We start from the raw sequence: 18,657 nt of genomic DNA, 5'->3' as shown, positions 1-18,657 counted from the left end.
ATATGTCATCAATTATCAATAGCTTAAGAAATATCGCCATCATCGCCCACGTCGATCATGGAAAAACGACACTGGTCGATAAATTATTACAACAATCTGGCACCTTTGGTGAACGTAATAACCTCGATGAACGTGTGATGGATTCCAATGACTTGGAAAAAGAACGTGGCATCACGATTTTGGCAAAAAATACCGCCATCCAATGGCATGATTATCGAATTAATATTGTTGATACACCAGGGCATGCTGATTTTGGTGGTGAAGTCGAACGGGTTATGTCAATGGTTGATAGTGTGCTGCTATTGGTTGATGCAATGGACGGTCCGATGCCGCAAACCCGCTTCGTTACCCAAAAAGCCTTTGCTCATGGTTTAAAGCCAATTGTGGTAGTCAATAAAATCGATCGCCCAGGCGCAAGACCTGATTGGGTTGTTGATCAGGTTTTTGATCTGTTTGTCAACTTAGGGGCGACTGATGAGCAACTGGATTTTCCTATCATTTACGCCTCAGCCTTAAATGGTATTGCTGGAATCGATTACAATGATATGGCGGCAGACATGACGCCACTCTATGAAGCAATTGTAAAATATGTTGCTCCGCCGCAGATTGATCTGGCGGGTGCTTTCCAAATGCAAATATCTCAGCTTGATTACAACAATTACTTGGGTGTTATTGGTATTGGTCGCATTAAGCGTGGCGCAATCAAACCAAATCAAACCATCACTATTATCGACAGTGATGGCAAAACACGTAGTGGTAAAGTGGGTAAGGTATTAACGCATTTAGGATTAGAGCGTATCGATTCTGAAATTGCCCAAGCTGGTGATATTATTGCCTTAACGGGTCTGGGAGAATTAAATATCTCAGATACCTTATGTGATCCAAATAATATTGAGGCATTGCCAGCACTGGCTGTTGATGAGCCAACGGTAAGTATGTATTTTTGTGTTAATACTTCACCATTTTGTGGTCGTGAAGGAAAATATGTTACTTCCCGTCAAATTTTAGATCGCCTGAAAAAAGAGTTAGTGCATAACGTTGCATTACGTGTGGAAGAGACTGAAGATTCTGACGCTTTCCGTGTTTCAGGTCGTGGTGAGCTGCACCTTTCGGTATTGATTGAAAACATGCGCCGTGAAGGTTTTGAATTAGCTGTTTCTCGACCAAAGGTTATTTTCCGTGAATTTGAAGGTGGTAAACAGGAACCTTTTGAACAGGTTACACTCGATATTGAAGAGCGGCACCAAGGCGATGTTATGATGGCATTAGGTGAACGTAAAGGTGAATTGCGCGATATGTTGCCTGATAGTAAAGGACGGGTACGGCTTGATTATATTATTCCAAGTCGTGGACTAATTGGTTTTCGAACTGAGTTTATGACCATGACATCAGGGACCGGTTTGCTGTATGCAACCTTTAGTCACTATGATGATGTTCGTCCTGGTGAAATCGGTCGCCGCCAAAATGGTGTCATGATCTCAAATGGCCAAGGTAAAGCGGTAGCTTATGCACTTTATAGTTTGCAAGATCGCGGTAAATTATTCCTTGGTCATGGTGCTGAAGTGTATGAAGGACAAATTATTGGCGTTCATTCTCGTTCTAATGATCTAACTGTCAACTGTTTAACGGGTAAAAAATTGACCAACGTGCGTGCTTCAGGGACAGATGAAGAGACAACTTTATCGCCGCCGATTAAAAAAACATTAGAACAGGCGTTAGAATTTATCGATGATGATGAATTAGTGGAAGTTACGCCACAATCAATTCGTTTAAGAAAACGTTATTTGACCGAAAACGATCGCCGTCGTGCCTATCGAAATAAAGAAGTTTAAATAACAAAAAATTGTTTGATTTAATATAAATAAAAGGCGTATTAAACGCCTTTATTTTTTTATCTATTGATTGCTCAAATCCAATTATTATTTAGCATAACGACAAAATTTACTGTCAGCGACCTGTTGAAAATACTTTAAATGTTCAATCAGTGCAGTGTGGCAGTATCATTTATATTTCATATTGATACTGGCTAATACTGATTAAAATCGTAGATCACTAATAAAATATCGTCATCGCTTAGTAACCGTCAGTCAAGCTACTTATGTAAAACATAAGTGATTTGTTATTTCACTGATAATAGTACTACTACTATTGTTCTATACATATTGGTAAAAATTGGGCATCTGTTATCAGACTATTTGTCTAACCAGCTGCGATCAATTGTTCAATAGTAAATGTTAAAATAAAGTTACGGTTAATTTAATTAGAATGTTTTTATATGTTTAGCAGTGCCAGATGAGCCATTATAAACTTTGACCTTTAAATTGCGCCCGTTTACATCAACGACCAGAAAGTCACCTTTAAATAATGCTCCGCTATTATAAACCTTAACATTGCCAAAGAGTTCATGATTGCCATAAGGATTCTCTTGTGCAACTTGATGAGTATGACCAACAAAAACAGCTTTAACATTATAATCACTCATAAAACGTCTAAATCTATTTTTTTCTTCAGTGCTACTCTGATGGATAAAATGATCAGTGCCATCATGAATATTTAATACGATAGTTTTGCCTCTTTGCTTGGCGCTTTTTAGATCAGATTCTAACCAATCCATCGATTGGGTTACGTTGATGGTCACCGCCGCCCGGTGATTTAGCACTACGTGATAAGTTGGATAATTTTGTAACTGTACATAATGAATATCACCATAATCCCATGAATATGCTTTACTTCCCGAATACTCACTACTGTCGTATGAAAAATTGACGGTATTCTTCTATTCGATAATGCATGTCGAATACCATTCCTCTTGCACAGGCATTCATACTGTAATCAGAATTGCTGGATTCACTACAACTACCGACATTGTTTTGGTAATCATGATTACCTAATCCAACGTAAACATCGAAATTTAATGCGTTTGGCGAAAAAAATTCACGATAACTTTCTCTTTGACTTCTACGTCCATATTCAGTGAGATCACCATTAATAATTCCAAATGGGACATGAAGAGAATTATTCAGTGAAACAATACTATTGCGAACTGGATTTAATTTACTATGCCATCTACTTCTATCATCATTAGGATCATTATCAGCTAATGCTAAACGCCAAGCTTGTGGATCTGACATAACAAAAATACTGTATGAAGAATTAAGTGCTTCAATTTTATTTTCCATAATTTAAAATCTTAAATAAAATTATAAATAATTAGTGTTGTGTAACTGATTGAAGAATATATATAAAATAAAAATGAAATTTTAATAAAAACAATTATTTTTTAAATTAAATTTACTTATATAAAAAATATATTTTGTGAGTTTTGTTTTTATTTTAAAATGGTTTTTTATTTATATTATTTCATATTGAAAATAATAAAATTATTACTTTAGTATCATAAGAGTTAATTAAAATTAATTAATTTAGAATAATAATTTTAAATTAAGGTGGTTTGAATATTTGAGATGCTTTTTTTCTGTCACGAATAAAAAGCAGTGTAAGATTTAACCAAAAAACCAATTAAATACCATTTATAATCAACTAAATGATAGATAGTTTTGTCTATAACAAATATTTTATTGATAAATGAGATTGGCCGATTGGATATAAATAATTCGATATAATCTGAAAATGTTATCTATTTTGTTCAATATATTATTCTTGTTTTGCTGATAATTATTTTAATTTATTCAAGCTAAAAAAAGATTAAAATTGTAATACTTGTCACAGCTAGTCGTTAAATATGTTATTACCTATGGGCTCAATTTTATTTATTATAAAAAACTTCTATTTTGATAAATAATTTTTTCTTCTGTTTGAATCTTTTTAATAATGATATAGTAAAGTTATATCAGTCACTATGGAGAGAATGTATGCTGTATATTTTCGATATGGGTAATGTAATTATTAATATCGACTTTAATCGAGCGCTACGGGTTTGGAGTGAATTAAGTAAGATCCCTATCGCCCGTTTGTCGAAAAAATTTTGAACTACATAAATCAAAATAATCAATATAGAATAAAGAAAATAAGGTATAATTACTATATTCATCATTTTCTATTGTTCTCTTTTTTAAAACAGCAGTCAGCTCTTATTGTATTTTTGGATAAGTTGAATACGTTGTAATTTAGGAGAATAACGAAATTCTAATTTGCTATAATTAGCATTTAATAATTTATTTCTTATAACAGGCACAATAGGGTATTTTTGCCCCAATGCTGGATTGCACATAATCAACACTCCCATCATCAATGTACAATGTATGGAAAATTTTCATGGCTATTACTCCAAAATTATTAGGAACAAGAAAGACACTATTTTTAATATGAGTGTTGAGTTGTTGAATATAATCATTCTTAGGGCTGTGTAATGTCATTATTTCTGCCTTCCCCACTGCCGTGGGGGGCAAATATTAAAGATATGAATTTGATATGTACTACAATATATCCGCTTATTACTCAGATGCATCTTTGGATGGGTTTTCTTTCCAGTTTTGAGATTGAGTAGCTTGGTTTTTTTCAATGTACTCAGCTATTCTTTTCTCCGATTCGTTTACACATTTTTTACCCATACGTAACTGTCTTTATCTTTTTGTTTACATTCATCTATTTTCTTAGAGTCCTTTGCTAGAAAAACAAGTGAATCAAAGTTCCTAAGGTAATACTGATTTTTGCCCTTTGGATTATCCTTCGCTATCATTTCTAGATAATATTTAGTTTTTTTAAAATCTTGCGGGAATCCATTTATCCCATATAAGTAAATAATAACAAGTGAACTGCCAGCAGCAATAATTTTATTTCCACCAACACTGTAGGCTTTTTCATAATAATAAACAGCTTTAGACATATCTTGCTTAACACCAGAACCGGCCCGATAGTTAGAACCAGTAAAATATAGTGTTAATCCATTATTTGGGTTTATTTCTAATGCTCTTTTTAAAAAAAAGTTAGCTAAACGGCATTCTTCCTTGGCACTAGGTGTATGATTTGAGTTACGTAAATCAAAACAACCAATAGAGAATAAAGAAAATAAGGTATAATTACTGTATTCATCATTTTCTATTTCTGCCTTTTTAAAGAGAGCAGCCACCTCTTCTTGTGTTTTGGGATAAGTGAATACGTTGGTAATTCAGGAGAATAACGAAGTTCTAATTCGCTATAATTAGCATTTAGTAATTTATCTCTTATAACAGGCATAATAGGGTAGTTTTGCCCCCATGCTGAATTGCACATAATCAACACTCCCATTATCAATATACGGAAAACTTTCATTGTTATTAGCCCAAATTATTAGGAACAAGAAAGACACTATTTTTATATTCATGATGTTGAAATCTCATTAATTCTGCACCATTATTGGTGGAAAGGTAAAAACTGGCTATCGCATCGATAATTTGATTGAGTGTTTGCTGTAAATCACTAGTATGGTTATTCGGGTTATTTTGATGAAATAACACATCAGAAATATCAGTTTGTTTGACATTTAGTTCAATTGACTTGATTTCGATTGAGCCCAATGAGGTTAATTCACTATTTTGAGTTATTACATCGGTATTTTATCCTGCCATTAATTTAATTAATACCATAAACTGTCTTTTTTTATCTATAGATCTATCCAAATTATCATCGAATAGAAATAAAGCTGAAAAACCATTTTTTGCTTGTGTACCATTGGCCAAAAGGCTATCTTCACCAAATAGCTCTTCTCCTGTATTGATAATTCCATCATTATTTTTATCCCAAACCAATAATCCATCATCAGCATGTACCCAACCAGTTTGAGCTTTATTTCCTTTTCCTTCAAAATCAAAACTGACTCCGAAACTATCAGCGACCGTTTGTACTCCATTACCATTTAAATCGATAATTAATGGAGTTTTGTAATCATCGGCAATATGCAATAACTGATTATTGGTGCCATTAGGCGTGAAAGGTATATTTATTCCTGTAATATTAGCTTGCTTTAGTACATAGTTTTCAATAAATTGACCACAATTATTGCGAAGCAAGCCGTAATCAGGTATTGATGTTTTACCAGTTTTATAATTATTAATAACAGTAAAAAGATTTTTAACATCAGTATGAAAATTTGGGGTATCGGATGTAATTGAGAGAGTAGATGTCTCTTTATAACGAAGATGGTCATTAAATGAAAGGTTATCATTAGTTGTCCCCCAATCCTCACCTGGACTAAGTCCAATGCTTATTGCTTCATATTTACCAGTGATGGGGTTTTCACCTTTAACACCGATAAATATATGTCCTGGCTTTGAGGTAACTTCTGTTTCTTTTCCGTTATCATCATAAATAGGACTCCCTGAAGGAGCAACAAAGATAGTTATTTCAGGCCGACTCAGTTCGGTAAAATCAAATGTATCTAGCTCTCGATGAAAATTCATATCTTCAACTTTATGAATATGATAATGATTTATTTCTTCCATAATGAATCATTCTTGAAAAGTTTATGTTATCGTCAATGTCGGTAGAAACTTTCTTACATAGGGTTTGTAATAAAGTGAGTAAATAGTTAATCACTCGACGTTTTGTTGTCTTTATTGCGGTTCTAAATGCTATACTACTTTTATTAGAAAAAATTGGCGGCTGGAATAGAAATGAGATTTATTTAATCTCACCAAGGCAGAATAGATTAATCTTTTTTTCTCGTCTAGTTGTGTATCTTAATTGAGACTTTTTATTTTTCGGTTTAAATAATGTGCTTTGTATCATGATAGATATTTATTTATTTTTAGAATGACGATGTGCCTTTCGCTAACAGAGCCGATGTCTTTATTTAATAACATAATTTCTGCTTCATGTGGTGTCAAATCTGGTACGATTACAATTGTTATTAAATAAAACTATTTGGTTAGTTAGCTGCTTTAATAATTAATAAATTTTTCAATTGATAATTTTTATATAATTATCAATTTTAATATTTAAGTAATAACGAAAGCAATAATAAAATTTTCATTTAAATAATATATAAAATAAAGATTTAATTTTTTGGTTAACAAAAATAATTTTATCGATAACATTATACCTAATGTAATCAATAATGGATAACCGTAAAACTAGCTATTATGGCTATAGAGTAATAAATCAAATAGCAAAAAAGCATCGTTATAACCCCACTATACAGATTAATTAAACGTATTGTTTTTAAATAACTACTAAATTGATAATCGTCATTTTTAGCATATATTTATCTAACACAAATGGTGATAAGTATTTTAATTTTTATCAGAAATAAAAATTATCTTCTAATTTGAGAATCAACATACATATATATTTTTTTAATATAATTTATGATTGGTTTTAAATTTATTTTCATTGCATTAATTATATTTTATTTGAATAAATTATTTTCTTCTGTTTGATCCTTTTAATAATGATATAGTAAAGGTATATCAGTCACTATGGAGAGAATTTATGTTGTATATTTTCGATATGGGTAATGTAATTATTAATATCGACTTTAATCGAGCGCTACAGGTTTGGAGCGAATTAAGTAAAATTCCTACCGCCAGTTTGGCGAAAAATTTTGAGCTAGATGAAACAGTGAAACTACATGAATGTGATAAAATTTCTGATTTTGAATTTGCTGAATTTACCAGTGAAAAATTAGGTTTATCATTAAGTTTTGAAGAGTTTGCACTGGGATGGAACGCTATTTTCATTTCATTGCGTTATGATGTAATCGAAATTATGACCCGTTTACGTGAGCAAGGCCATCGTGTGGTTATTTTGTCCAATACAAATCGTTTACATCAAAATTATTGGCCTAGTCATTATCCTGAAATCGCGGCTTCTTCAGATTTTCTCTACTTATCCCAAGATCTCGGCATGCGTAAACCTGATCTGGCAATCTATAAATATGTTTTACAATCAGAGGTATTTGCTGCTGAAAACGCTATTTTTTTTGATGATAGCGAGGAAAATGTTGCTGCTGCCGCACAGTTGGGTATTAAAAGCTGGCATGTTAGCGATAAAAATACTGTCGCAAAATATTTTGCTAACTATGATTTCAGCATCCCTGCCAAACAGTAGTTATCAATATGACTGAAATAATACTTAATTTAATGTTATTTTTGTTTTTAGTACAGGATTTGTATGATTGTCTTAATTCAACGTGTGATTCAGGCTAATGTGATAGTTGAACAAAAATGTGTTGGCCAAATTGCAGAAGGTTTATTAGTGTTTTTGGCTATTGAAAAAGAGGATAATGAGCAAAAAGTTCAACGGTTATGTGAAAAAAATAATTGGTTATCGTATTTTTAACGATGAGCAGGATAAAATGAATTTGAGTATTCAGCAAGTAGGTGGCAGTTTGCTGGTTGTTTCGCAATTTACTTTAGCAGCTGATACTAAAAAAGGAATGAGGCCTAGCTTTTCAAATAGTGCAACTGCCGATAAAGCTAATGGACTATATCACTATTTTATTGAGCAGTGCCGATTGAGAGGAATAAAAGCAAAAACAGGACAGTTTGCTGCTGATATGCAAGTTAGTTTAACGAATAATGGTCCAGTAACATTTTACTTGCAGATTTAATTATAAACTCTGCCATTATTTATTAAAAGGAGAGAATTTTATGTACCATCTACGAGTACCAAAAACAGAAGCCGATTTTAAAAATTATTATCAGTTTCGTTGGGAGATGTTGCGTAAACCTTTCCATCAACCACCCGGCTCTGAAAAAGATGGTTATGATTCCACAGCGCATCATTAGATGATAGTGAATGAAGCCGGTCAAATACTTGCCATTGGTCGCTTGTATATAAATGCAGATGATGAAGGTGCTATCCGTTTTTTATCTGTTCATCCGACCGAGTATGCGAGGCAAAGGATTAGGAAAACTGATTGCCATGGCATTGGAATCAGTTGCACGGCAGGAAGGTGTAAAAAGAATTGTTTCTAGTGTCCGTGAAGAGGCTGTTCCTTTTTTTCGTTGTTTAGGATTTAAAAATCGTGGTCCTATTGCAAGCCAGCTTCTTACACCGGTGAAGCATTTTTTGATGATAAAAAAGGTGCAAACCCTGGATAAAATTTTACGTAGACCTGATTGGTGTAATTAATTACAGAAAATTTGGCACGAAAAAATTCCGTTAAGTGAAAAGATGGGAATAAAGATAGTGCAGTATACCGGCCAGAGTTTTATCACCAGTATGTCTGAAGGTAGAAATCAAAATCCTCACCATAGCATTTTTGCTGGTAGTCAGTTTTCACTAGCCACTTTAACCGGCTAGGGGGGTTAATATGGTTATTACTACAGGAAAGACACCTGGGTGGTGATATTATTTTGGTTGATGGTCATATTCGTTACCATAAACCGATTGTTGGCCGTCCAAATGCAGTCGTCGATCTTTGTAATATACGCGGTGCTTTAGATCGACTGGCTAGAGGATGTCAAGCGGTAATTGAGTTAGATGTCGATATTGGTAGTGATAAAAGCGCTCGCGCCTCACTATTTACCGGTACTTACATGGTATTAGCTGATGGCAAAAAACAGAAATGATCTGACAGCCTGGCCATGATGCCAAAATTGGCAGCTAATCGATGCAACTAAGGTTTTTTGTCGTTGTCGGTAGTCAGTGGTATTTGACTATCATTTTGTGCTGTTATTTCGCCTTTGCTCATAGAGTAAGCCTTTTTTTCTCCGCTAAGTGTTTGATAGGATAGTTCTCCGGTCAATGTTTGCGCGATTGGATTGGCCAACAAGTTGCCTTTCAGAGTGAAATTGAAATCCGCTAATGTCTGTATGGGTAAATTTTTCCATCCCCATTGATTTAATATTGCTAAATCAACATTTATTCCATTGGCTGATAATGAAAAAGCATTATCATTGGCCTGCTGCTGAATATTAGTGGTGAATTTTACTAAGCCATTTTCGATATTGGTATTGAGCTCGACCGCAAAAGAGTGATCGCTATCGGGAGAAATTTGTATATAGGGTTGTCGTAACATAACTTTATTTAAGGTACCACTGCTCGCCGTAAAGGCGCCTTTTCCTTGCCATAATCCCCATTTTTTTTGTTTGATCAAATCCATATTGGTTAAGTAACCATTAACATTAGTCAATTCAAAGGGAAAATTGGCGTTGATATCCATCAGTAAGGAATTAGTTAATTTAAAATTAGTAATATGTAATAAATTCAGACAATTGTCGACGGGTGTTTTAAAAAAATTAAACCAATCATCTGCTAATTGATAACGTATACCTGCTAATTGAGCATTAATAATATTGATAGATTGCTGTTTGGTATGCCAGTTTGCTTCAATGTTAAAAAGGCCTTTGTCATAATAACCAGCAAGACGGTTAAAATGCAAAATATCATTGGTAAATGTCATATCAGCCATTAATTGATTAATTTGTTGATTTTTATATACTAATTCATCAACATTTATACTAAGTTGACTGCTAGGGCTGTTCCAATTGCCAGCGGAAACGACTATATCAGCCACTTTACCTGATAAACCGGCAATCGCCCAATCTTTTCCTTGGAAGTGGGTATTAGTCAAATTCAGCTCTTTTATGGACAATGTTTTAATATCTCGTAGCTTATTGAACAATTGGGAGAGTGATGAAGAAAATTGCCACCCGGTATTGGTTAACATCAGTTTTGCTAAAGTAATTGCTTGATCGGTGTATTGAACAGCTTTGGCATTAATAACCCCGTTATTGAGGTAAGCGGTAAGCTCATCGATAAAAAGAGAATTGATTTTATAACTTCCCTTTGCTAGCAGGCTTGTTAAATGAATATTATTAATCTCAAACTGTTCGGTAGTGAATTGAAAATTTCCCTCCCCAAATGGGTTATCAGCAGTTGGTTGCCAGGGGGTTATTCCACCCGTTATATTGCTTGCCAGCAAGCCAATATTACCGATTCGATAGCTAACGTTCATGTTTTCAAGTTGCAATATTTTGCTGCTAAAAGGAAAAATCTGGCGGGAAGAGGGTAGCGTTAACTCACCTTCAGTAACAACCAACCGATGTAACCATGAGCCTGAAAATATTTTTTGCCAGAGCAATTCAAAAGTAATTTGTTTGGTATTTAGCTTAAAGCTATTTTGTTTATTATGGATAGCAACATCTTGCAATACAATTTTGCCTGGCGTAGTGAGATGGTGACTTATCACACCTATTTTTACATCATATTGGGTATATTTACTGAGTAAGTCACTTAACTGTTTTGCTCCCCACAGGGTTTGTATGATCAGATAAATAAATATAATCAGTATAAGGAGCGTAAGAATCAGGTTTTTTAGCCAGCGCATCCGGATGTCCTCTTTATCATAATTGTTTAGTAATAATCTTGCTTTATGCTGTAATGAATTATTTGGCTTAATATTAAAATAAAAATAAATTATTTGGCTAATGAAATTTTTGATATTGTCAACAAAAAAGGATTTTGTTGCATTAACACCAGACAGTAAATCAGCAAAGGTAGAGTTGTTGGTGTTAATGCAACAGAACTCACAAGAGTGGTTACAGTACCATAATCTTCGTTATGATAATTAAGTAGAGTTGTTTATTTTTTAATACCAAAATGAAGCTACATTAGTTAAATTATTTTAAACCATAAAAACTTTAATATCTGCCAATATTTTTTCTGTTTAGCAAAAATTAATTATATGTTAATCTCTTTAATAACCGAAAATATAATCTATTTTACATATATAAAAATTGCTTAGTATTCATTAAAATCATTTTTATTATTCAATACGAAAAGTAATATTTTATCATCCGCTACTCTTACTTGGAGAAGATAGATTGTCTTTTTTAATTTTAAATACACAGCGGTGTTTTTTATGTCTGTTAAATTAGTGGTATTATTTTTTAAACATTTAATTAAAGCATCTTATTGAAAGCCTGGTTCGAGAAGAGAGCTATCTCTAACTTTTCTTTATAAACACTATTATTTGTTAAATAAGAAATTTTATCGATATTAATTCTATTTTCATCTAAATCGATTTCTGTTAATTTTCTATTATTAATTGTTTTTTTATAATGTTCGGTTTCTTCAAATAATCTGTTTTCATTATTTATCTTATTTTTTACTAAAATATAGTTTTCATCAAGATTATTTGATATTTTGATTAGTGTTTCTCATAAAATTTCATAGAATAAATTTAATATAGAACACTTCGTCAATTTTCACCATAAATATAACAATTTGTGAGCTTGGTCTAGGGTTGATGTTTTCTTTCCACAAAAAACAGCATGTTATTTAACAACTTCATTATGCATTAGAAGTCAAAATACTCTTAAAAACTGTCAGTCTTATCAAATTTTTGGGTTTTTTACTTGTGTTCAAATAAAAAATTAGCTTTAATCAATGAGCCTGCTTTTTGTGTTGTTACAAAACATTCCACAACATCTTATTTGTTCTTTCATAAAAACTAACAATAAAATAAGGTACGTAAATGTATCATATTGATGTCTATGGCACCTTTGTTGCTGCCACCTTAGTATTATTACTTGGACGTAAACTTGTACAATCGGTTGCTATTCTAAAAAGATATACTATTCCTGAGCCCGTTGCCGGTGGGTTACTTGTTGCACTAGTTCTTCTGTTATTGAAAACAACTTTAGATTGGGGGGTAAGTTTTGACCTATCTTTGCAAGAGCCCATGATGTTAGCCTTTTTCGCCACAATTGGCCTCAATGCTAATTTGCTGAGTCTGAAAGCGGGTGGCAAAACGCTACTTATTTTTATCTTCGTGGTTGTTGGCTTACTGTTGGTGCAAAATACAGTTGGTATTGCTTTGTCAAAATTATTGGGTCTCGATCCATTGATGGGATTATTGGCCGGTTCCATTACGTTGTCTGGAGGCCATGGTACCGGTGGTGCTTGGGGTAAAATTTTTACCGAATATTATGGTTTTCAGAGTGCAACTGAAGTTGCGATGGCTTGTGCAACATTTGGTTTAGTATTTGGTGGATTGATTGGCGGTCCGATAGCGCGCTTCTTGGTTCGTAATATGAAAACACCAGGAGTGAGCCAAAATTCAGAGGATGATAAAGAAACCCCTGTGGCATTTGAAAAGCCACAAACATGGCGAGTAATAAGTTCTTTAGTGTTAATAGAAACATTAGCCATGATTGCGATTTGTATGGTGGTGGGTAAATTGGTTTCGCAATGGCTATTGGACAGTTATCAGTTTACTTTACCTACTTTTGTTTGTGTTTTATTTACCGGAGTGATTTTAAGTAATAGCTTATCATGGGTTGGTTTCTACCGCGTATTTGATTGCGTAGTTTCAGTTTTAGGTAATGTTAGTTTGTCACTTTTTTTGGCGATGGCATTAATGAGTTTAAAACTGTGGGAACTTGCTTCGTTAGCCATACCAATGCTCATCATTTTGATAATACAAGCGATTGTGATGGGTTTTTATGCTATTTTTGTTACCTTTCCAGTTATGGGTAAAAATTATGATACTGTAGTCCTCGCAGCCGGTCATTGTGGTTTTGGCTTAGGGGCAACGCCGACAGCAATTGCTAATATGCAAGCTGTAACAGAAAGGTTTGGTTCTTCTCATTTGGCTTTTCTTGTGGTATCGATGGTTGGTGCTTTCTTTATCGATATTATTAATGCATTAGTGATTAAATTTTATCTGTGGCTCCCCATTTTTTCAACGCCAATAATGAATGGATAGTAGGAATGTAATTAATATAACTGAGCCGCTGATATTCAGCGGTTTTTGCCTTAGCAAGTAATCGTTAATTAACTCAAGGGTTGCTATATTGTGAACGTTCAGGTAGCCAACGTTCAATCAGCGCATTGGTATGATTGGGATAATGTTGCTGCAAATATTGGGCGATATTTCTGATTTCAGGCAATAGGTCTTGATCGCGCATTAAATCAGCCACTTTGAATTCTGCATTTCCTGTTTGACGAGTACCTAACAACTCTCCTGGACCACGAATTTCCAAGTCTTTTTGCGCAATGATAAAACCATCATTACTATCTCTAAGTACCTGTAAACGTAATTTAGTTGCGTAAGTGAGTGGGGTTTTATATAGTAAAACACAATGTGAGGCAACGCTCCCCCTGCCAACCCGGCCTCTTAATTGATGTAACTGAGCAAGCCCTAAACGCTCCGGATTTTCAATAATCATCAAACTGGCGTTTGGCACATCGACACCCACTTCGATAACTGTCGTTGCGACTAATAGTTGTAGTTTATTGGCAGTAAAATCTGCCATCACTTTTTGTTTTTCTACCGATTTCATCCGTCCGTGAACTAAACCAATATTTAATTCAGGCAATAGGCGCGTGAGTTCTTCTTGTGTCGCTTGAGCGGCTTGTGCTTCAAGCACTTCAGAGTCATCAATTAATGTACATACCCAATAAATTTGTCGCTTTTCTATCTGGCAGGCCTTTTTTACTCGTTGAATAACCTCATTGCGGCGGGTGTCAGGAATGGCAACTGTTGTGACAGGAGTTCTGCCTGGAGGTAGTTCATCAATGATTGAATTATCCAGATCCGCATAAGCTGTCATCGCGAGCGTACGTGGGATTGGCGTTGCTGTCATGATTAGCTGATGAGGATAAATGCCGTGTTGCTGACCTTTTTCCCATAGCGCCAGACGTTGATGTACACCAAAGCGATGTTGTTCATCAATGATCACTAATGCTAAGGCGTTGAATTCGACTTGTTGTTGAAAAATGGCATGAGTACCAATTATCATTGCGACTTCGCCCTGTGCAATCGCTTTTTGTTGACTCAGTCTGGATTTTCCTTTCTGTTTTCCTGATAACCAACCTACTTGGATACCAAGTGGTTCTAGCCATTGGCGAAAAGTATTGGCATGCTGTTCTGCTAATAACTCGGTAGGTGCCATGAGTGCTGCTTGTTTACCATGTGCGATAGCACGAATTGCGGCAAAGAGCGCTACTAATGTTTTACCTGAACCAACATCGCCTTGCACTAAACGCATCATAGGGCTTGCTTTAGCCAGATCTGCTTCAATTTCACTGACAACTCGTTGTTGGGCTTTGGTGGGAGAATAAGGTAACCGTGCCAGCAATTGATGTTTTAATTTTTCTTCTGCTGGTAATGGCTGGGCGGAAAATTGTTGAGTTTCACTCCGAACCGTTAGCATACTTAGTTGATGGGCTAATAACTCTTCAAATATTAATCTACGTTGCGCCGGATGCTTGCTCTTTTCCAGTAGATCCAGAGGGATATCGGGCGGTGGACGATGAAGTGTTTGAATAGCTTGTGGTAAACTTATCAATCCTTGATTAAATGGCGTCGGGATCAACTCATTGATCGCACAAGCATCAAGTAGCGTTAGCGCTTGAGCAATAAGTTTGCGTAAAGTTATCTGACGTATCCCTTCAGTTGTTGGATAAATGGGTGTTAATGTATTTTGTAACTCAATATGATCGGCATTAGGTTTTATTTTATATTCGGGATGAATAATTTCTGGTCCTAAATTACCTCGCCGGATTTCACCATAAGCGACGACGTATTTGCCGACTGCCAGACTATTCTTCATAGCGGTAGAAAAGTTAAAAAACCGCAGGGTCAATGCTCCTGATCCATCACTAATGTGGCTGGTCATCATTCGCTTACGTCCAAATGCGATTTTAGTTTGTAATATTTCTCCGCTTACAGTCATAGAGCTGCCCGGTTGAACTTCACTAATCGCATAAAGCTGAGTTTGATCTTCATAACGCAAAGGTAGGTGAAAGAGGAGATCTCGGATAGTACGAAGTCCCATTTTATTGAGCTTTTCTGCTTGCGTTTCACCAACACCGTTTAATGATGTTAATGGGATAGCATCAAGTAATTTCCCCCTCATACGGTTAGTTCTCCAGAGTGCGTTTTTTACCTGGTACTTTAGATGATTGCATAGCTGCCCACCATGCATCACTGGCAACAATTTCGCCATGTTCGTTAATTAGTGGTCGGGGAAGTCCTTTATGTTTTGAAACGGCGGCTAATACCGGATAACCGCCCTCAAAAAGCCACTCCTGTTGCTCTTCTTCTGGTAGCTGACTAAAAAGGCTGTCATACATACTGGCATCTTGTCTTTGCCGTTGCGCTTCGTAAAGAATTAAAGCAGAAGCCACAGAGACATTTAATGACTGTACCATACCCATCATCGGAATATGAATATTATGATCAGCCAGTGCGAGAGCTTGTTTGGAAATGCTCGCTCGCTCTTGTCCCAAGATGATACAAGTAGGTTGAGTATAATCTATTTGACGAAAATCGATCGCTTGGTTGTTAAGATAAGCGGCTAAGATTTGCATGCCCACAGCTTTGCAGGTAGATATTGCATTTTCAATAGTGGCATGAGTCTTTATTTTTACCCAATGATTACTGCCGGCTGCTGCTGCGGATAAGCTTTTGCTGCTATTTTTACACCAGATTGCATGAATTTGTGGTATTCCAACCGCATCAGCGGTACGGATCACGGCAGAAATATTATGTGGTTTATGGACATTTTCAAGACAAACCGTCAGATCAGGTTGGCGCATGGCGATCACTTGACGAATGCGAGCATAACGTTTTGAATTCATAACTTAGTTTCGGTTACGGCTGATGCGTAAGACATCAGGCATGATACGGATTTTTTTCATAATATTAGCTAATTGAATACAATCCTTAGCGGTTAAGCGAATAAATGCGCAGTAGACACGCCCGTCTTTCTCTTCGATATTCATACTTTGAATACTAGAATTTGCACTATTAATTGCTGCTGTTAAATTAGCTAATGCCCCTTGGTGATTGATCATATCGACTTTAATTTCAGCAATGAAGTTGTTATTAACGCCCTCATCCCACTCTACTTGCATAAATTTCTCAGGCTCTTTTTGATAGCCTCGAATATTACGGCAAGACTCATGGTGTATGACTAAACCTTTACCAGGGCTAATATGAGCAACAATCGGATCACCGGGGATAGGGCGACAACATTTAGCAAAGGTAATTAATACCCCTTCTGCTCCTTTGATTGGTAGTTTACTACGGCTATCACTATTATCTGTGATAACGTTATTTATACTAGCATTACCTAACAAATTATGCGCTACAACGACACTCATGGTATTGCCAAGGCCAACTTCAGCGAGCAAATCATCAATTGAGTGAAGTTTCATTCTTACTAATTCTTTATTGATATTCTCTTGCGGAATATCGCCCAATTTGTTGCCATTGCCTAAAGCGTGGTTTAGTAAACGGCGGCCTAAACTAATTGAATCTTCTCGTTTAAGGTTTTTAAGTAATTGGCGTATTTTTGCTCTGGCTTTGGAGCTAACAACGAAATTCAACCAAGCTGCGTTTGGCCTTGCGCCAGGTGCGGTAATAATTTCTATGGTCTGCCCGGTATTTAACGATTGAGACAAAGGATAAGGTTGGCGATCTACGCGGGCTCCAACACAAGCATGACCTATATCGGTATGAACAGCATAGGCGAAATCAACCGGGGTTGCGCCAGTAGGCAATTCGATAATTCTACCTTCGGGGGTAAAAACATAGATTTCGTCAGGAAAAAGATCTGATTTTACACTTTCGATGAATTCAAAAGAATTACCTGCACTTTGTTGAAGTTCTAATAGGCTTTGCATCCAGCGTTGTGCTCTAATTTGAGCGGTTGTGCTAGATTCTCCTTGTTCTTTATATGCCCAGTGAGCAGCGACACCCATTTCTGCCATTTGATCCATATCTTCGGTACGAATTTGTACTTCAATAGGTACGCCATGTGGGCCAATCATTGATGTATGTAAAGATTGATAGCCATTTGCTTTTGGGATCGCAATATAATCTTTCACTCGCCCTGGCCGAGGATTATATAAACTATGTACTTGCCCAAGAACGCGATAACATGTATCAACCTTTTTAACAATAATCCGAAAGGCATAAATATCCATAATTGAGTGGAAGCGTTGCTCTTTCAGGTGCATTTTGCGATATATTGAATAGAGATGTTTTTCTCGACCACATACTCGGCAAGGGATCTTGGCTTCCAATAATCGACCTTCAATTTCTGCCAAGATTTTTTGTATCATCTCTTTTCGGTTACCACGAGCGGCTTTTACAACCTCTTTAATAACTCGATAGCGATTGGGATAGAGCGCTTCAAAGCCTAGTTCTTCCAATTCAGTTTTGAGATGATGAATACCAAGACGATGTGCCAGCGGGCTATAAATTTCTAATGTTTCTCTCGCGATCCGGCGGCGCTTATCAGCACGAAGGGAACCTAAAGTACGCATATTGTGCGTTCGATCGGCGAGTTTGATTAAAATGACACGGATATCTTGCACCATGGCCATAATCATTTTGCGAAAATTTTCTGCTTGAGCTTCTTTTTTGTCACGAAAATTGAGTTTGTCGAGTTTTGATACCCCTTCAACCAGGCCAGCAACGGTTTTACCAAAAAGCTGTTTTATATCCTGAAAAGTTGTCGGGGTATCCTCGATAATGTCGTGTAATAATGCGGCCATTAATGTTTCATGATCTAAACGCATTTCCGCTAAAATGCATGCCACCGCGACTGGATGGGTAATATAAGGTTCACCACTTGAACGGGTTTGGCCTTTATGTGCATCCCGGGCGACAAGATAAGCTTGTTTCAGTAACGATATATGCTCTTTTGGCAGATAGTCCTGAACGATTTGATTGAGGCTTTCAAACAGGTACAAGGT

The 18,657-nt window shown here is 35.6% G+C and carries 14 protein-coding genes and 3 pseudogenes; 7 read left to right on the top strand and 10 right to left on the bottom strand.

The genetic code is table 11. The features are described 5' to 3' along the window. The first annotated feature begins 2 nt into the window (after window positions 1–2). Window positions 3–1,832 (top strand): translational GTPase TypA, encoded by a 1,830-nt coding sequence (gene typA / locus AC01GB_RS04255; protein ID WP_474450686.1) that lies wholly within the window; start codon window positions 3–5, stop codon window positions 1,830–1,832. A gap of 428 nt (window positions 1,833–2,260) precedes the next feature. Here typA and AC01GB_RS04250 read toward each other — a convergent pair whose 3' ends face one another. Both AC01GB_RS04250 and AC01GB_RS04245 read right to left on the bottom strand, forming a co-directional pair. Further along, a complete protein-coding gene (locus tag AC01GB_RS04250) occupies window positions 2,261–2,614 on the bottom strand; it encodes a hypothetical protein (protein WP_474450684.1) in 354 nt (117 codons plus the stop codon). A gap of 130 nt (window positions 2,615–2,744) precedes the next feature. Beyond that, window positions 2,745–3,179, bottom strand: coding sequence for a hypothetical protein (locus AC01GB_RS04245; RefSeq protein WP_474450683.1), 435 nt, complete (start codon window positions 3,177–3,179; stop codon window positions 2,745–2,747). 693 nt (window positions 3,180–3,872) lie between these two features. Between AC01GB_RS04245 and AC01GB_RS04240 the strand changes: the two are divergent. Further along, window positions 3,873–3,986, top strand: a pseudogene (locus AC01GB_RS04240) (glucose-1-phosphatase); the annotation flags it as partial. A 189-nt stretch (window positions 3,987–4,175) separates the two neighbouring features. Here the strand turns inward: AC01GB_RS04240 and AC01GB_RS04235 are convergent. From AC01GB_RS04235 to AC01GB_RS04220, 4 genes are all read right to left on the bottom strand, one after another. Then, window positions 4,176–4,376 (bottom strand): hypothetical protein, encoded by a 201-nt coding sequence (locus AC01GB_RS04235; RefSeq protein ID WP_474450681.1) that lies wholly within the window; start codon window positions 4,374–4,376, stop codon window positions 4,176–4,178. A 176-nt stretch (window positions 4,377–4,552) separates the two neighbouring features. Further along, window positions 4,553–5,089: a tetratricopeptide repeat protein gene (locus AC01GB_RS04230; protein WP_474450679.1), complete on the bottom strand. Its 537-nt coding sequence runs from the start codon at window positions 5,087–5,089 to the stop codon at window positions 4,553–4,555. Window positions 5,090–5,276: 187 nt separating this feature from the next. Then, window positions 5,277–5,516, bottom strand: coding sequence for a hypothetical protein (locus AC01GB_RS04225; RefSeq protein ID WP_474450678.1), 240 nt, complete (start codon window positions 5,514–5,516; stop codon window positions 5,277–5,279). A gap of 39 nt (window positions 5,517–5,555) precedes the next feature. Then, a complete protein-coding gene (locus tag AC01GB_RS04220) occupies window positions 5,556–6,440 on the bottom strand; it encodes a hypothetical protein (protein WP_474450676.1) in 885 nt (294 codons plus the stop codon). Between the two features lie 988 nt (window positions 6,441–7,428). Here AC01GB_RS04220 and yihX point away from each other — a divergent pair. The 3 genes and pseudogenes from yihX to fabY all read left to right on the top strand — a co-directional run bounded on the left by yihX (window position 7,429) and on the right by fabY (window position 9,512). Further along, window positions 7,429–8,046 carry a glucose-1-phosphatase gene (yihX, locus tag AC01GB_RS04215; RefSeq protein ID WP_474450674.1) on the top strand — a complete coding sequence of 206 codons (618 nt, stop codon included), beginning with the start codon at window positions 7,429–7,431 and terminating at the stop codon, window positions 8,044–8,046. A 63-nt stretch (window positions 8,047–8,109) separates the two neighbouring features. Next, window positions 8,110–8,548 (top strand): annotated as a pseudogene (gene dtd, locus AC01GB_RS04210) (D-aminoacyl-tRNA deacylase). A 40-nt stretch (window positions 8,549–8,588) separates the two neighbouring features. Continuing rightward, window positions 8,589–9,512: pseudogene (gene fabY, locus AC01GB_RS04205) on the top strand (fatty acid biosynthesis protein FabY). Window positions 9,513–9,559: 47 nt separating this feature from the next. On the opposite strand, the gene AC01GB_RS04200 reads toward fabY, so the two are convergent. Continuing rightward, complete coding sequence (locus AC01GB_RS04200) at window positions 9,560–11,272, bottom strand: hypothetical protein (RefSeq protein ID WP_474450672.1); 1,713 nt, start codon at window positions 11,270–11,272, stop codon at window positions 9,560–9,562. 115 nt (window positions 11,273–11,387) lie between these two features. Here AC01GB_RS04200 and AC01GB_RS04195 point away from each other — a divergent pair, with 115 nt between their 5' ends. Beyond that, window positions 11,388–11,516, top strand: coding sequence for a hypothetical protein (locus AC01GB_RS04195; RefSeq protein WP_474450670.1), 129 nt, complete (start codon window positions 11,388–11,390; stop codon window positions 11,514–11,516). Between the two features lie 905 nt (window positions 11,517–12,421). Beyond that, window positions 12,422–13,654, top strand: coding sequence for a sodium/glutamate symporter (gene gltS / locus AC01GB_RS04190; protein WP_474450667.1), 1,233 nt, complete (start codon window positions 12,422–12,424; stop codon window positions 13,652–13,654). A 73-nt stretch (window positions 13,655–13,727) separates the two neighbouring features. On the opposite strand, the gene recG is transcribed toward gltS, so the two are convergent. Genes recG through spoT form a run of 3 tightly spaced genes read right to left on the bottom strand, consistent with a single transcriptional unit; the run spans window position 13,728 to window position 18,654 of the window. Next, complete coding sequence (gene recG, locus AC01GB_RS04185) at window positions 13,728–15,809, bottom strand: ATP-dependent DNA helicase RecG (protein ID WP_474450665.1); 2,082 nt, start codon at window positions 15,807–15,809, stop codon at window positions 13,728–13,730. A gap of 4 nt (window positions 15,810–15,813) precedes the next feature. Next, window positions 15,814–16,533, bottom strand: a complete 720-nt coding sequence (gene trmH / locus AC01GB_RS04180; protein WP_474450662.1) for a tRNA (guanosine(18)-2'-O)-methyltransferase TrmH — start codon at window positions 16,531–16,533, stop codon at window positions 15,814–15,816. Between the two features lie 3 nt (window positions 16,534–16,536). Next, the gene (gene spoT, locus AC01GB_RS04175) at window positions 16,537–18,654 is read right to left on the bottom strand and encodes a bifunctional GTP diphosphokinase/guanosine-3',5'-bis pyrophosphate 3'-pyrophosphohydrolase (protein WP_474450660.1); all 2,118 of its coding nucleotides are present in this window, start codon (window positions 18,652–18,654) and stop codon (window positions 16,537–16,539) included. Window positions 18,655–18,657: the final 3 nt, after the last annotated feature.

It is taken from the genome of Candidatus Arsenophonus phytopathogenicus (genome assembly GCF_056113345.1).
This window is presented reverse-complemented; position numbering and strand designations above follow the sequence as displayed.

Bases quoted from the DNA above. Each gene is read 5' to 3' on its own strand.
- AC01GB_RS04250 (WP_474450684.1), bottom strand. From the start codon at position 2,614: ATGGATTGGTTAGAATCTGATCTAAAAAGCGCCAAGCAAAGAGGCAAA.
- AC01GB_RS04245 (WP_474450683.1), bottom strand. From the start codon at position 3,179: ATGGAAAATAAAATTGAAGCACTTAATTCTTCATACAGTATTTTTGTT.
- yihX (WP_474450674.1), top strand. From the start codon at position 7,429: ATGTTGTATATTTTCGATATGGGTAATGTAATTATTAATATCGACTTT.
- AC01GB_RS04235 (WP_474450681.1), bottom strand. From the start codon at position 4,376: ATGACATTACACAGCCCTAAGAATGATTATATTCAACAACTCAACACT.
- AC01GB_RS04220 (WP_474450676.1), bottom strand. From the start codon at position 6,440: ATGGAAGAAATAAATCATTATCATATTCATAAAGTTGAAGATATGAAT.
- gltS (WP_474450667.1), top strand. From the start codon at position 12,422: ATGTATCATATTGATGTCTATGGCACCTTTGTTGCTGCCACCTTAGTA.
- AC01GB_RS04200 (WP_474450672.1), bottom strand. From the start codon at position 11,272: ATGCGCTGGCTAAAAAACCTGATTCTTACGCTCCTTATACTGATTATA.
- typA (WP_474450686.1), top strand. From the start codon at position 3: ATGTCATCAATTATCAATAGCTTAAGAAATATCGCCATCATCGCCCAC.
- trmH (WP_474450662.1), bottom strand. From the start codon at position 16,533: ATGAATTCAAAACGTTATGCTCGCATTCGTCAAGTGATCGCCATGCGC.
- recG (WP_474450665.1), bottom strand. From the start codon at position 15,809: ATGAGGGGGAAATTACTTGATGCTATCCCATTAACATCATTAAACGGT.